Annotated in this window: 12 protein-coding genes; 7 read left to right on the top strand and 5 right to left on the bottom strand. The window is 62.8% G+C overall.

Features of this window, described 5'->3' with window-relative positions; all coding sequences use genetic code 11:
* Window positions 1-100: 100 nt before the first annotated feature.
* From djlA to OKC30_RS02705, 3 genes are read right to left on the bottom strand one after another with little or no spacing between them, the layout of a single operon-like run.
* Window positions 101-925, bottom strand: a complete 825-nt coding sequence (gene djlA / locus OKC30_RS02715) for a co-chaperone DjlA (RefSeq protein WP_039040028.1) — start codon at window positions 923-925, stop codon at window positions 101-103.
* Window positions 926-944: 19 nt separating this feature from the next.
* Window positions 945-1613, bottom strand: coding sequence for an N-acetylmuramate alpha-1-phosphate uridylyltransferase MurU (gene murU, locus OKC30_RS02710; RefSeq protein ID WP_039040027.1), 669 nt, complete (start codon window positions 1611-1613; stop codon window positions 945-947).
* Window positions 1610-2620 (bottom strand): aminoglycoside phosphotransferase family protein, encoded by a 1011-nt coding sequence (locus OKC30_RS02705; protein WP_160837495.1) that lies wholly within the window; start codon window positions 2618-2620, stop codon window positions 1610-1612. The genes murU and OKC30_RS02705 overlap by 4 nt, the downstream gene beginning before the upstream one ends.
* 174 nt (window positions 2621-2794) lie before the next feature.
* Between OKC30_RS02705 and lptD the strand changes: the two genes are divergently transcribed.
* From lptD to OKC30_RS02675, 6 genes are read left to right on the top strand one after another with little or no spacing between them, the layout of a single operon-like run.
* Window positions 2795-5227 carry an LPS assembly protein LptD gene (gene lptD / locus OKC30_RS02700; protein ID WP_039040025.1) on the top strand — a complete coding sequence of 811 codons (2433 nt, stop codon included), beginning with the start codon at window positions 2795-2797 and terminating at the stop codon, window positions 5225-5227.
* Between the two features lie 30 nt (window positions 5228-5257).
* The gene (gene surA, locus OKC30_RS02695) at window positions 5258-6550 is read left to right on the top strand and encodes a peptidylprolyl isomerase SurA (RefSeq protein ID WP_010673209.1); all 1293 of its coding nucleotides are present in this window, start codon (window positions 5258-5260) and stop codon (window positions 6548-6550) included.
* Between the two features lie 50 nt (window positions 6551-6600).
* Window positions 6601-7596: a 4-hydroxythreonine-4-phosphate dehydrogenase PdxA gene (pdxA, locus tag OKC30_RS02690; RefSeq protein ID WP_080988577.1), complete on the top strand. Its 996-nt coding sequence runs from the start codon at window positions 6601-6603 to the stop codon at window positions 7594-7596.
* Complete coding sequence (rsmA, locus tag OKC30_RS02685; RefSeq protein WP_010673207.1) at window positions 7586-8398, top strand: 16S rRNA (adenine(1518)-N(6)/adenine(1519)-N(6))-dimethyltransferase RsmA; 813 nt, start codon at window positions 7586-7588, stop codon at window positions 8396-8398. Before pdxA ends, rsmA begins: the two co-directional genes overlap by 11 nt.
* A 4-nt stretch (window positions 8399-8402) precedes the next feature.
* Complete coding sequence (gene apaG, locus OKC30_RS02680; protein ID WP_010673206.1) at window positions 8403-8765, top strand: Co2+/Mg2+ efflux protein ApaG; 363 nt, start codon at window positions 8403-8405, stop codon at window positions 8763-8765.
* A gap of 6 nt (window positions 8766-8771) precedes the next feature.
* Window positions 8772-9593 (top strand): symmetrical bis(5'-nucleosyl)-tetraphosphatase, encoded by an 822-nt coding sequence (locus OKC30_RS02675; protein ID WP_119197359.1) that lies wholly within the window; start codon window positions 8772-8774, stop codon window positions 9591-9593.
* A gap of 126 nt (window positions 9594-9719) precedes the next feature.
* On the opposite strand, the gene OKC30_RS02670 is transcribed toward OKC30_RS02675, so the two are convergent.
* Together OKC30_RS02670 and OKC30_RS02665 are read right to left on the bottom strand one after the other, a co-directional pair.
* Window positions 9720-10205, bottom strand: a complete 486-nt coding sequence (locus OKC30_RS02670; protein ID WP_041211140.1) for a 2TM domain-containing protein — start codon at window positions 10203-10205, stop codon at window positions 9720-9722.
* Window positions 10206-10389: 184 nt separating this feature from the next.
* Complete coding sequence (locus OKC30_RS02665; RefSeq protein WP_010673203.1) at window positions 10390-11379, bottom strand: luciferase-like monooxygenase; 990 nt, start codon at window positions 11377-11379, stop codon at window positions 10390-10392.
* A 216-nt stretch (window positions 11380-11595) separates the two neighbouring features.
* On the opposite strand from OKC30_RS02665, the gene OKC30_RS02660 reads away from it, so the two are divergent.
* The gene (locus OKC30_RS02660; RefSeq protein ID WP_160837496.1) at window positions 11596-14481 is read left to right on the top strand and encodes an HD domain-containing phosphohydrolase; all 2886 of its coding nucleotides are present in this window, start codon (window positions 11596-11598) and stop codon (window positions 14479-14481) included.
* Window positions 14482-14488 lie beyond the last annotated feature (7 nt).

Below are 14488 nucleotides of genomic sequence, written 5' to 3'. Positions count from 1 at the left end.
GGCATATGGATTTAGGGACTCAGAATACTTTTTTCTGAAAATCAAGGCGGCCTTCCCCGGAAAGCCGCGATGAACCATTTATTTATGGCGGGCACAGGGCTCAGCGAATACCGCGGGCCTCGCGGATCCACTCCCAGGCCTGCTGGATCTCCTGGGTCTTCTCCTTGGCCATCTCCATCATCTCGGGGGGCAATCCCTTGGCGGCCAGCTTGTCAGGGTGATGCTTGCTCATCTCCTTGCGATAGGCGCGCTTGATCTCCTGATCGCTGTCGCTCTCGTTCACCCCGAGCAACTGATAGGCATCCTTGAGGCGATCCCGGGAGGGGGGCTCCTGACGGTATTGCTGCCCCTGGCCACCGCCCTGCTGTTGCTGACGGTGGAAGAAGTTCATCTGGGCCTCGGCCATGGCCAGAATGCGGGCAAGCTCGATGCGACTGAACCCCAGCTCGTCGGCGATGGTTTGCAGGATGGCCCGCTCGTTCGCCTCCACCTGACCGTCGGCGAAGGCGGCCTGCAGCTGGACCTCGAGGAAGAAGCGCAGGATGTCACGCTGCCCCAGGCTCGCCTGGCGAAACTCCGCCAGGGTCTCGCGCAGGGGGAAGTCACTCTCCTTGCCCTGGCGGAATGACTCCTGGGCCCGTACCCGCTGCTCTCCGGCCAGCCGCATCCTGTCCATCAGGTTGGACGCGACCCGTATTTCGTGCTCGGTGACCTGGCCGCTCGCCTTGGCGATGTGGCCCATGACGGCGAAGGTGGCATGGAAGAAGACGGCCTGTTGCTGCTGGCTGGGTGCCCGCTGGAAGGCCCCGCGGATCCCCATGCCCCGATCGAAGCGATGGCCGATCCACAGGCCCAGCAGCGCACCGAAGATGTTGCCGAGCAGAAAACCGAAGAAGGTGCCAAGCACCTTGCCCCAAATACGCATGGTTCAAGACCTCGTGATGTTAATGGGTGCCGGCGAGCAGTTGCTCGTCCAGCTCGCGCAGCCGATCCACTGTGCCGATGTCGCGCCACTCGCCAGCCAGCAGGCTGCCACCCACCCGTCCCAGCGCCATCCAGTCGCGCAGCAGGGGGGCCAGCTTGCGCGCCCCGCAGGGCAAGCCGGCAAAGGCGGCGGGGTGATAGAGGCCGACGCCGCTGAAGGTGAGGGCCGGGGTGTCCAGCACCCGACCCGCTTGCAGGGAGAAGTCCCCTTGCGGATGCTGGGGAGGGTTGGGCACCAGCCAGAGGTGGGCGAGATCGTCCCCAAGCGGCTGGTTCACCAGAGCGCGATAATCCAGGTCGAGCCAGGTATCGCCGTTGATCACCAGAAAGGGTTCGCAGCCCAGCAGGGGCAGCGCCTGCACGATGCCGCCGGCGGTCTCGAGCGCGCTCTCTTCGGCCGACCAGTGGATGGATACCCCGAGCGCACTGCCATCGCCGAGGGCCGCCACCAGCTTGTGTCCGAGCCAGGCGTGGTTGATGACAAGTGTGGTCACGCCGGCTGCCTTGAGTTTTTCGATATGGTGCACGATGAGCGGCTTGCCCCCCGCCGCCAGCAGCGGCTTGGGCAGCAGATCGGTGAGCGGACGCATCCGCTCGCCGCGCCCGGCGGCCAGGATCATCGCCTTCATGGTGTCACCCCGGTGCGCGCCAATCCGGGCAGCACCACCTGCTCCAGCCACTGGCCGAAGCGGGCCAGCACCGGATAGGCGGCGCCATGGCTGCGACAGACATCAACGACGTAGCCCAGGGTACGGGGAATGTCCTTAAGGTAGCCGGACTTGCCATCGCGGTGATAGAGGCGGGTGAAGATGCCCGCCGCCTTGAGATGACGCTGCATGCCGGTGAGATCGGCTGCGCGACGAAACGCGGCATAGTCCAGATTGCCGAGCAGGCCGGCCCCTTGCAGGGTGTCGAAGCCAAGTCGCATGCCCTGCTCGATCACCACGCCCGGCCAGCGCACGTAGCAATCTTTGAGCAGGGAGACCAGGTCATAGCTCAGCGGCCCGATGACCATGTCCTGGAAGTCGATAAGGGCGAGGTCGCTCTCCTTCGGGTTCATCCCGCCGCACACCATCAGGTTGCGGCTGTGGAAGTCCCGGTGCATCACTCCTTGTGGCTGGGCCAGGTTGCTCGCCGTGAGGCAGGCGAAGGTCTCCGCCAGCAACTGCTGCTCTTCATCGCTCAGGGCCAGTTGCAGGTGATGTCCCAGCAACCACTCGGGGAAGATGGCATTTTCCCGGGCCATGAAGGCCTCATCGAAGGGCTCGAGCTCGAGCGCCACGGCGCCGAGCCCTGGCAGCAGGGCGATGGCCTTGCCATACCAGGCCAGTACGCTCTCTTCGTTGAGGCAGCCGATAAGCTGGGTATCCCCCAGATCCGTCACCGCCAGCAATCCCTGCTCGTAGTCGACCCCCTTTACCTCGGGGGCCAGCAGCCCCGCATCGTGCAGGGCGGCCGCATTGCGAACGAATTCATGATTTTTTTCGGTTTTCGGATTAGCATCCACCCACACCAGACCGCCGCCCCGGAAGTAGCGGCGGAAACTGGCGTCACCGGAAATAAGCGTCAACGAGAGGTTGGCGTCACCGGAAATCCGGCGAGCCCATTGCAAAAGCAGGGAAGCGCGATCGTGCATGAGTCGGGAACCAAATTGGAAAGCAGCACTTGGCTGTTAGCCCTGGCCGCAATAATGCTTTATCATTGCCGGCTAACATAAAGCAATGACATGCAATGTCAACTCGATGGATCCTGACATAAAATGCATGCCCTGAATCCACCGTTTTTACTACGGATTGCGCGAGCCTTTCACATGACAAAATGGACACTGGGATACTCCTGTCCCATCGCCCTGACCATCAGCCTTGTTCCTGCCCTGAGCCCGCTCATGGCCCAGGCAGCGCCACTCAATGCGCCACCCGCTACCGGGATCCTCGACAGCCTCTGCTATGACTATGTTCCCAAGATAGAGAAGCCCAGTGCGGACCAGGACGCCAATGCCCAGCCCGTCGAGGTGGATGCCGATCGCCTGGAGGCCAAGCAGGGCGGTACCGCCGTCTACGAGGGTGACGTCAAGGTGCGCCAGGGCGTGCGCAAGTTCGACTCCGACTATGCCCAGCTCGACCAGAAGAGCCGGGATGTCATCGCCATCGGCAACATCTATTACAACGATGGCCAGATCACGGTCACCAGCGACAAAACCCTGAAATCTAACCTGGACACCAAGAACTCCGAGCTGGAAGAGGGCAAGTATCAGGTCCATGGCTCACCGGTGCGCGGCTTCGCCGAAAAGGTGACCATGACCAACAACAACCAGAACATCACTCTGGAAGGGGCCCAGTACACCACCTGCCCACCGGGCCAGGAGGCCTGGACCCTGAAGGCCGGCAGCATCGACATCGATCAGTCCGAGGTATTTGGGGAGGCCTGGAACGCCAGCCTCTGGCTCTATGACTATCCGGTCTTCTACTTCCCCTATATCAACTTCCCCATCAAGGATGAGCGCAAGACCGGTCTGCTCTACCCGGGCTATACCCAAAGCTCCAAGAACGGTATGGACATCACCCAGCCGTTCTACTGGAACATCGCCCCCAACTACGATGCCACCATCACCTCCCGCTTCATGGACAGACGGGGCCTGATGGAACAGGTCGAGTTCCGCTACATGCCGGACCCGGCCCACGTGGGGAGCCTCTACTTCGAGAACCTGGCGGACGACAAGCAGTACGACGAGACGGCCAGCCTCAATCAGCATCTCTCTGATGGTCACCGTTACCTGCTCAGTGCCCGCCACACCTCCATGTTCATGGACAACGCCATGCGGGTGTCGGTGGACTACACCAAGGTACGGGACCAGGACTACAACTACTTCAACGACTTCACCCCCAAGGTGGGGACCCAGGTCGACAACCAGTTGCAGCAATCCCTGAAGGCGGGTTACTACCAGCAGAACTGGAACCTCGATGCCGAGGTACGGACCTACCAGATCCTGCTGGCCAGCGCCCAGCAGCCCCACGAGCTGATGCCGCGCATCAACCACAACTACTACCAGCAGGGAAGCTGGTACGATCTGGCCTGGAATACCGAGCTGACCAACTTCGGCTACAACAACGATCAGGCCATCGAGCAGAACAAGGGTGAAGCCTACACCGGCACCCGAGTCTACACGGCCCCCACCCTGACCATCCCCCTCGTTGACGAGGCGGGTTACTTCCTCGACAGCCAGTACAAGCTGATGTACACCCGTTACGACCAGACGGTGCCTGACCAGATGAGCAGCACCTTCACCAATCGTTTCACCCCGAGAGAGGGCGGCGACGTCACCCTGGAAGAGGGGACCATCACCCGGGTACTGCCCTCGTTCCGTCTCAAGGGCGGCATGACCTTCGAGCGGGATCAGCAGTGGTTTGGCGAGGGTGCCAACCAGACCCTGGAGCCTGAATTCCAGTACCTCTATGTGCCCTACAAGGATCAGGACAACATCGGTGTCTATGACTCCACCACCATGCGCCAGGACTACTACAGCCTCTTCAGCGATCGCCGCTTCGCCGGTCTGGACCGCATCAGCGACTCCAACCGGCTCTCCTTGGGGGTCACCACCCGCATTTATGATCCGGCCGGGGATGAACGAATCCGGTTGGCCGTTGCCCAAGCCTTCGACTTCGTGGCGCCCAGGGTCAAGCTTTACAGCAGCGATGAGCTGAGTACCAATACCCGCTCCCCGCTGTCGTTCGAGGGTGACGCCAAGATCAACGAGCAGTGGTATGCCCATGCGGGGGCACAATATGATATGGAACAGCGCCAGATAAGCTCTGCCAACAGCGCACTGGAATACCGTCACGAGAAGTTGATCAGCCAGTTGAACCACCGCTTCGTACGGGATGCCAACTACGACCTGGACCACAAGGGCCAGGTGACGGATCTCAACCAGATCGGCCTGCTGCTGACCACCCCGCTGGACGATCGCTGGCACCTTTATGGCGGCTACTATCAGGAGCTCAACCAGAACGTCAAAGTGGACCGCAAGGTGGGTCTGAAATACGACTCCTGCTGCTGGAGCATCAACTTCAACCTGGAATGGGTCAACACGCCAGACAACGTGAACCTGACCCCGACGTCCGAGCGCAGCCTCGGCATTCAATTTGAAATGAAAGGATTGGGTAGCGTGGGTACCGGCTCCAAGGGCACCTCCCTGGACACCGAAGCACTGCCTTACATTCGTCCGTTTAACCTGCGAGACCAGTAACCGGTCTGGCAAACGCCTTGAGAGATGGATATGAAGAAGACGTTGATTTCCCTGCTGACCGCAGGCCTGTTCGGAGTCATGAGCCAGGGTGCCCTCGCCGCCCCCGAGCTGATGGACAAGGTGCTTGCCGTGGTCAACAAGGATGTGGTGCTGGCCAGTCAGCAGGAGGCCCTGGTGCAAAAGGTCAAGGCCTCCGCCCAGGAGAGCGGCCAGTCCCTGCCCGATGACGTCACCCTGCGCAAGCAGGCACTGGATCGCCTGATCCAGGAGAGCCTGCAACTGCAACTGGCGGAGCGCCAGGGGCTCAAGATCAGTGACACCCAGCTGGAACAGGCCATTCAGAGCATCGCCGCCGACAACAAGATGAATCTGGAGCAACTGCGCGCCCAGCTGGAGCGGGAAGGCCTGACCTACGCCCAGTACCGTGAGGAGGTGCGCCGCGAGATCCTGATGAACGAGGTGCGCCGCAGCCAGGTCCGCCGTCGCATCAACATCTCCGATCAGGAGGTCAAGCAGGTGGTCGAAGCCCTGAGCAAACAGGGCCAGCAGCAGACGTCATATCATATCGGCCATATCCAGGTCGCGCTGCCGGACAACCCGAATGCCGAGCAGCTCAACGCTGCCAAGGCCAAGATCGAGCGCATTCTGGCGTCCCTGAAAGAGGGGGCCGACTTCCGCAAGCTGGCCATTGCCGAGAGTAACGGTCCCAAGGCGCTGGAAGGGGGTGACTGGGGCTGGTTGAGCCCGCAGGAGATGCCCACCCTGATGGCGGAAGCCGTGCAAGGGGCCGGCAAGGGTGACATCGTCGGCCCGCTGCGCTCCGGCGCCGGTCTGCACATCATCAAGATCTTCGACACCAAGGGTCAGCAACAGGTCATGCAGACCGAGGTCAAGGCGCGCCACATCCTGATCAAGCCCTCCATCATCCTGAGCGAGGAGAAGGCCAAGGGCACCCTGGACGGCATCCTGCACGACATCAAGAGCGGCAAGGCCAGCTTTGCCAGCATGGCAGAGAAATACTCCGAGGATCCGGGCTCTGCGGTGCAGGGTGGTGAGCTGGGCTGGTCTGATCCCAACGTCTATGTGCCGGAATTCCGCGACATGCTGGGGCGCCTGCAACCGGGCCAGATCAGCGAACCCTTCCGCACCAGCCACGGCTGGCACATCGTGCAGCTCGAGGATCGCCGCAGCCAGGACGCCACCGGCAAGGCCCAGGAGCAACGCGCCTACCAGCTCATCTTCAACCGCCGCTTCGCCGAAGAGTCCCAGGCCTGGCTGGATGAGCTGCGCGACGAAGCCTACATCCAGATCGAACCCAATTGATGGGCGACAAGCAGATGAACAAGGCGCATCCAGGGCACGCCGAGGCACAGCTGAGCTGCCACCGGCTTGCCATCACCCCGGGTGAACCGGCTGGCATAGGCCCGGATCTGGTGCTGCAGATTGCCCAGCGGGCCTGGCCCCATCAGCTGGTGGTGATCGCCGATCCCGCCCTGTTGCGCGAACGGGCCGCCCTGCTGGGGCTGTCCGTCGAGCTTGAACCCTATGACGAAAACGCCCCCACCCGTCCGCAGCGGGCGGGGACTCTGACCGTCTGCCCCGTGCCGCTCGGCGCCCCCGTGGTGCCAGGCCAGCTGGATGAGGGCAACGGCGCCTATGTGCTGGCTACCTTGCAGCGCGCCTGCGACGGCAACCTGAACGGCGAATTTGCCGCCGTGGTGACCGGGCCGGTGCACAAGGGGATCATCAACCAGGCTGGCGTCTCGTTCAGCGGTCACACCGAGTTCTTCGCCCAGCAGTCCGACACCGCCGATGTGGTGATGCTGCTAGCCACCGAAGGGCTGAGAGTGGCCCTCGCGACCACCCATATTCCCCTTGCCTATGTGGCCAAGGCCATCACCGAGGATCGCCTTGGCAAGGTGATCCGCATCCTGGATGCGGATCTCAAGCGCAAATTCGGCATCGAGCAGCCCCGGATCTATGTCTGCGGCCTCAATCCCCATGCCGGGGAAGGGGGTCATCTGGGCCGTGAAGAGATCGATGTCATCGAACCCGCCCTGGCCGCCCTGCGCCAGGAAGGGATCGATCTGGTCGGCCCGCTGCCGGCCGATACCCTGTTCCAGGACAAATACCTCAAGGATGCGGATGCGGTACTCGCCATGTACCACGATCAGGGGCTGCCCGTGCTCAAGTACAAGGGCTTTGGCAACTCGGTCAACATCACCCTCGGACTTCCCTTCATCCGTACCTCGGTGGACCACGGCACCGCGCTGGATCTGGCAGGCAAGAACCTGGCAGACCCCGGCAGCCTCACCACCGCGATCAACCACGCCATCCAGATGGTAGAGAAAAAAAGATATGAGCAGTAAGGTGCACATGGGCCACACGGCCCGTAAGCGTTTCGGTCAGAACTTCTTGCACGACCGGTATGTGATCGACCAGATAGTGGCCGCCATCAACCCGCAACCGGGTCAGAATCTGGTGGAGATTGGCCCGGGTCTGGCCGCGCTCACCGAGCCGGTCGCTGCCCAGATGGACAAGATGACCGTGGTCGAGCTGGACCGGGATCTTGCCGCACGTCTGCGCGAACACCCCACCCTGAAAGAGAAGCTGACCGTCATCGAAGCCGATGCCATGCGCTTTGACTTCAGTACCCTGATGGGGGAAGGCAAGGGGCCGCTGCGCATCTTCGGCAACCTGCCCTACAACATCTCCACCCCGCTCATCTTCCACCTGTGCGAATTTGCCGACCGGGTGGAGGACATGCACTTCATGCTGCAAAAGGAAGTGGTACTGCGTCTGGCCGCCGGCCCGGGCAGCAAGGCCTATGGCCGTCTGAGCGTGATGACCCAGTACTACTGTCAGGTAGTGCCGGTGCTGGAAGTGGGTCCGGGCGCCTTCAAGCCGGCGCCGAAGGTGGATTCCGCCGTGGTGCGTCTGATCCCGCACAAGAACCCGACTATCGTCGCGAAAGACATTCGTTGCCTGAACCGGGTCTGCACCGAAGGCTTCGGCCAGCGTCGCAAGACCATTCGCAACAGCTTCTCCAACTTCATCACCGACGCCCAGCTGACCGAGCTTGGCATCGATGGCAACCTGCGCCCGGAGAATCTCTCCCTCGAGCAGTTCGTCACGATCGCCAACTGGCTGGCCGACCAGCAACAGGCCTGATCCCATGACCCAAGCCCGGATAGTGGTCCGCCCCCACCCCAGCTATGTGGCGGGAACCGCAGATCCCTACCATTTTCTCTATCGCATCGAGATTGAGAACCTGGGTCCGGGCACGGTGCAACTGCTGCATCGACGCTGGCTCATTACGGATGCCAATGGCAAGATGCTGGAAGTGGAAGGTCCCGGCGTGGTCGGTGAACAACCCCTGATCGCCCCCGGCGAGACCTTTTCCTACCAGAGTGGCGTTCCCCTCGCCACACCGCTTGGCGTGATGGAAGGCAGCTACATCCTGCAGGATGAATCGGGGCAACAATTCGAAGCCCCCATCGCCCCCTTCACGCTGGCCGTCCCCAACATAATCAACTGAGGTTTCATGGCGAACTGTTTCGTCGGTGATATCCAGGGCTGCTACGACGATTTGCGCCGTCTGCTGGATCTTGCCGAGTTCGACTTCGATAACGACACGCTCTGGCTGTGTGGCGATCTCGTCGCCCGGGGGCCGGACTCCCTCAACACCCTGCGTTTCGTCAAATCACTGGGGCAGCAGGCCGTCACCGTGCTCGGCAACCACGACCTGCACCTGCTGGCGGTGGCCCACGGGGTCGCCCCGCTCAAGAAGAAAGACAAGCTGCAGGCGCTGATGGAGGCGCCGGATCGGGACGAGCTGCTGGAGTGGCTGCGTCACCGTCCCCTGCTGGCAGAACACCCCGACCTGCCCATCATGATGGTGCATGCGGGCCTCTCCCCCGCCTGGGACGCCCACACCGCCCGCAGTTGTGCCCGGGAGGTGGAGAGCCTGCTGCGCGGGGATCAGTACAGCTGGCTGCTGCACAACATGTATGGCGATCAGCCCGACAGCTGGAACGACAACCTGCTGGGCATAGAGCGTTACCGCTACATCATCAACAGCTTCACCCGGATGCGCTTTTGCTACTTCGACGGGCGCCTCGACTTCAAATGCAAGAAGGGCCCCACCGAATCGACCCCGGGCCTGCGCCCCTGGTTCGAGCAGCGCGAGCACCATATAGATGACCCCATCCTGGTCTTCGGCCACTGGGCGGCCCTGATGGGCGACACCGGCAAATCCGATATCAAGGGACTCGACACCGGGTGCGTCTGGGGCAACAGCCTCACCCTGTGGCGCTACGAGGACGACGCCCTGATCGCCACCCCCTGCCCGGCCTATGCCAAGTAGATCGGCTCTCTGCGGAACAAGGGAATGATCCGCCGTTGAGAGGAGAGCAATGCCCTCTCCTGCGAAATGGAGCTGAAAACAGAACGGACCCGGCAATGCCGGGCCCGTTTTTTCATGATGAGCGGATCAGAGCCTGCGCCCCAGCCGTTTCTCGACCTGGCGCCGCTCCCATTCCGGGCCAAACAGCTTGAAGGGCTGGAACAGGTTGATGGCGTGAGAAGCCAGCCCCAACCCCCATCCCAGCATGGGCCACCAGGCCCAGATATAGTCCGGGTTGCTCAGGTAGTTGATGACAAACAGCCCCCCTATCACCAGCACATAGCTCATGAGGTGGCCGTAGAAGCCCCTGAGCCCCTCCACGAACTTCATCGCCTCCCGCTCATCCCGCGCCACCTGCACGCGTCCCCGATCTTCGCCCTCATTCCCTTTCATCTCGCTCTCCTGCAGTTGGGTCACATCGAGCTCGAAGACGGCGGCCAGGGCCTTGAGGGATTCCAGTCCGGGTTGTTGTCCCTGCTCTATTCGCTGAATGGTGCGAACGCTCAGGCCAGTGAGGGTCGCCAGCTGTTCCTGGGACCATCCCCGTTGCAATCTCAACTTCCTGACGATCATCTTACGCTCCTTGTGGTGATTGACAGGGCCAGCATAGGGAAAGGGGATGAGAGGCGACACGACAGATGGCCGACACTCACCTGACTTCCTTTAAAAATCAAAATCTTACTACCACGCAATCGTGGCTTTTGCGCCCCGAGCAGCCAGGCTTGGCGTGCCGCTGGCGGCCAGACGTCACGGGGGGTTACAACCCCTGCATCAGCTCGGCACCAATCTCGAAGGAGCGCAGGCGCGCCTGATGATCGACGATGGGGCCGTTGAACATCAGCTCGTCCGCTCCGGTCTCTGCCAGCAGAGCCTTGAGGCCGTGGCGTACCCGATCCGGCTCCCCTACCAGGGAGCGAGCCAGAGTCTGCTCCATCGCCATCAATTCGCGGGGAGACCACTCATCCCCCAGCGTCTGCACCGGCAGTGGCAGCTTGCCGGCATCCCCCCGGTAGAGACGCAGGAACTGCTGCTGCAGGGTGGTGAACAGGAAGCGGGCCTCACGATCGGTGTCGGCGGCGATCAGATTGACGCACACCACCGCATGGGGTTTGGGCCAGCGGGCAGAGGGACGGTATTGGGTACGGTAGATCTCCAGCGCCTGCAGCAACATGGCGGGAGCGAAGTGGGAAGCAAAGCCGAACGGCAACCCCATGGCCGCTGCCAGTTGGGCACTGTAGAGGCTGGATCCCAGCAGCCAGATGGGCACATGGAGTCCCTGACCCGGCACCGCCTGCACGGCACCGACCTCGTCGCCGAAATAACTCATCAGTTCGCGCACATCCGCCGGGAAGTCATCCACCTCGCCGCTGCGCTGGCGGCGAAGCGCCTGCATGGTGCGCTGATCGCTGCCAGGGGCGCGGCCCAGGCCGAGATCGATGCGATCCGGATAGAGGGAGCTCAGCGTGCCGAACTGCTCCGCAATGACCAGGGGGGAGTGGTTCGGCAACATGATGCCGCCAGCCCCGAGCCGCAACGTCGTGGTGCCCCCTGCCAGGTGGCCAATCAGCACCGCTGTGGCGGCGCTGGCAATGCCCGGCATGTTGTGGTGCTCCGCCAGCCAGTAGCGGTGGTAACCCCAGCGCTCCGCATGGCGAGCCAGATCCAGCGAGTGGCGAAACGACTCGGCCGGTAGACCACCTTCGGGAACGGGCACCAGATCCAGCACGGAATAGGGGACGACAGACATGGGACACTCCATTGGTTCACAGGGCGTTTATCAGGGGAGCAATGTAGCACGAGATATCTGAACGAATCATCTCACCACAGAGCAAGGGGGCAGCCCGGAGGCCGACTGTTGATTTCGGGCCGAAGAGCGCAAGATCGAGTCCTAGGCTTTTTGTCATCCAGCAAGCACACTGTTAGGTGACCAATACGGCGATCGCCAGGGGACAAGGATCCGTCCATGACAAACGCAAGTCTCAGTCGCAGACCCTTTTACGTACACATTGCCACCCTTTTCATCCTGCTCTTCTCCTTGCTGGGGGGCGCCCTCATCGTGCTGCAGTTCCAGCAGGGCATGCAGCAGGGGCTGGAGCACGAACGTCAGAGCTTCCAGCAATACCGGGAGCAGCTTGCCCTCGCCATCAAGCTGAACCAGCGACCAGCCCGCATGTCCCTGAATCTGCTGCGCAGCGGCCAGCTGTCTGCCATGACAGACCTCGAGACGCGGCTCGCCTTCCTGCCCCAGCTGGCGGAAGTACTGGCCAACAGCACCAGTTACGGCGCCATCTATGCCGGTTACGAGGACGGCGATTTCTTTCTGGTTCGCAAGCTGACCGAACGGGCGAGAGGGGCGCTGGAGGCGCCTCCGCCCGAGAGCCGCCTGCTGGTCCAGAGCCTGCATCAGGGACAGGGAGAGTTCCTCTATTTCGACCAGCGGCTGCGGCTGCTGGAGCGGCGCCCCATGCCGGACTACCGTTTCGATCCGCGAGATCGGGGCTGGTACAAGGAGGCGCGCTGGAGCACGGGCATCATAGTGACCCACCCCTACCTCTTCTTCACTACCCGGGAGCCAGGCATGACACTGGCGGTGGAGAGCGACGATCGCCGGGCGGTGATCGGGCTCGATGCGGGCGTGGAGGGACTCTCTTCCCTCATCGGCGAGTTGCCCCTGCCCGGTCACAGCCAGCTGGTGCTGTTTGACGAGGTCGGGACCCTGCTGGCCACGGATCCCGAGCGCCTTCCAAGCTTCGAGCAACTGAGCCGCCTGCCCATGCTGTCGGCCCTCAATCACCCCATTCTCACCAGGCTGCAACAGGAGATGGCTGCGCGGCCTGCCCTGCTGCATCACCCCGCCGAGCTGACCCTGGCAACGGTTCAGGGTCAGGAGTGGCTGGTCAACCTCTCCTCCCTCGGGGAAGAGTCTCCGTTTTATCTCGCCCTCCTGGTGCCCACCGAGGTGCTCACCGCCCCGGCGCGCCAGGATGCGCTGCACAATCTCGCCTGGGCCCTTGCCGGTCTGCTGCTCCTGCTGCCCGTCATCTGGCTGGCCGCCCGGCGCACTGCCGCCCCCTTGCTGGTATTGACCGGGGAGGCTGAGCGGATCCAGCACTTCGACTTTGGCGAAAGCCCGGGGCCGGATTCGGCGATCCGCGAAATTGACGACCTCGCCCGCGCCATGTCCAGCATGCGCCTGACCCTCGGCAATTTCATGAACATGGGCCGGGCGCTGGCGGCAGAGCATCGCTTCGATTCGTTGCTCAGCCGCATCCTGCACGAGACGGTGGCGGCAGCCCAGGCCGAGGGCGGCTGCCTATTCCTGGCCCAGGAGAGCGAGATGCAGGCCGTTCACGCCATCTGGCAGGGGCAGCCGCTGGCGTGCGAACAGGTACAGTGGCAGGCGGCGCTGCTCGGCGGTCTCTACCACACGGAGCGCCTCTGCCTGCCCCTCGACGAGGCACAGTGGGCCCGCTTCCTCACCGACTGGGGCCCTTTCCCCGGTGCCTGCCAACTGCTGGTCGAGCCCCTTCACAACCACCGTCAGGAGCTGATCGGCTGCCTGCTGCTGATCCTGCCAGACTGCTCGGCCCGCGAACTGGCCTCGCGCATCAGCCTCATCGAGGCGCTGGCGGGCACCTCCTCTTCCGCTATCGAAAACCAGCGCCTGCTGGAGGAGCAGAAGCAACTGCTGGAAGCCTTCATCGAGCTCATCGCCGGTGCCATCGATGCCAAGAGCCCCTACACCGGCGGCCACTGCCAGCGGGTGCCGGAACTGGCCAGGATGCTGACCCAGGCTGCCTGCGCACAGCAGACGGGGCCCTTTGCCGATTTCCGGCTCAACGAAGAGGAGTGGGAGGCCATCCATATCGCGAGCTGGCTGCACGACTGCGGCAAGGTCACCACCCCGGAGTTCGTGGTGGACAAGGCGACCAAGCTCGAGACCATTTACGACAGGATCCACGAGGTCCGCACCCGCTTCGAGGTGCTCAAGCGGGATGCCCACATCGAGGCGCTCTGCAGCCTGCTGCCCCCATCCGGGCAGCAGGCCGCCCTCGAGGCCGTGCTCCCCCTCTGGCACACCCTGGATCAGGAGTTCGCCTTCGTGGCCGAGTGCAATCTGGGGGGCGAGTGGATGGCGCCGGAGAAACTCGCCAGGCTGGATGCCATTGCCAGCCGCACCTGGTTGCGCACTCTGGACGATCGGCTCGGCATCAGTCAGGAGGAACGCAAGCGCCACCAGGAGGCCCCCTCTCCCCTCCCCTGCCGAGAGTCGCTGCTCGCCGACAAGGCGGTGCATCTCGTCCCTCGCCCCGAGCACGACAATCTCGCCCGACACAACCCATGGGGCTTCAAGGTGCGGGTGCCCACCCACCTCTACAACCGGGGGGAACGCTACAACCTCGCCATCGGCCGTGGCACCCTCACCGAAGAGGAGCGCTACAAGATCAACGATCACATCATCCAGACCATACGCATGCTGGAGAAGCTCCCCTTCCCCCGCCATTTGCGCAAGGTGCCGGAGATTGCGGGGGGCCATCACGAGCGGATGGACGGCACGGGCTATCCGCGCCAGTTGCAAGGGGGGCAGATGAGCATTCCAGCCCGCATCATGGCCATTGCAGACATCTTCGAGGCGCTGACGGCGAGCGATCGCCCCTACAAGTCTGGCAAAACGGTCTCCCAGTCCCTGGCCATCATGGTGAAGATGGTGCAGGAACAGCACATAGACCCGGCCCTGTTTGCCCTCTTCATCGAGAGCGGCATCTGGCGGGACTACGCCAGACGCTTCCTCGCCCCCGAGCAGCTGGACGAGGTCGAATGCCAGGCCCTGCTGGCAGGATCACACTGACCTTCCG

The organism is Aeromonas sp. QDB18, assembly GCF_027705325.1.
GTDB classification, from domain to species: domain Bacteria; phylum Pseudomonadota; class Gammaproteobacteria; order Enterobacterales; family Aeromonadaceae; genus Aeromonas; species Aeromonas caviae.
The sequence above is the reverse complement of the archived record's forward strand: the minus strand, read 5'-3'. Positions and strand labels throughout refer to the sequence as shown.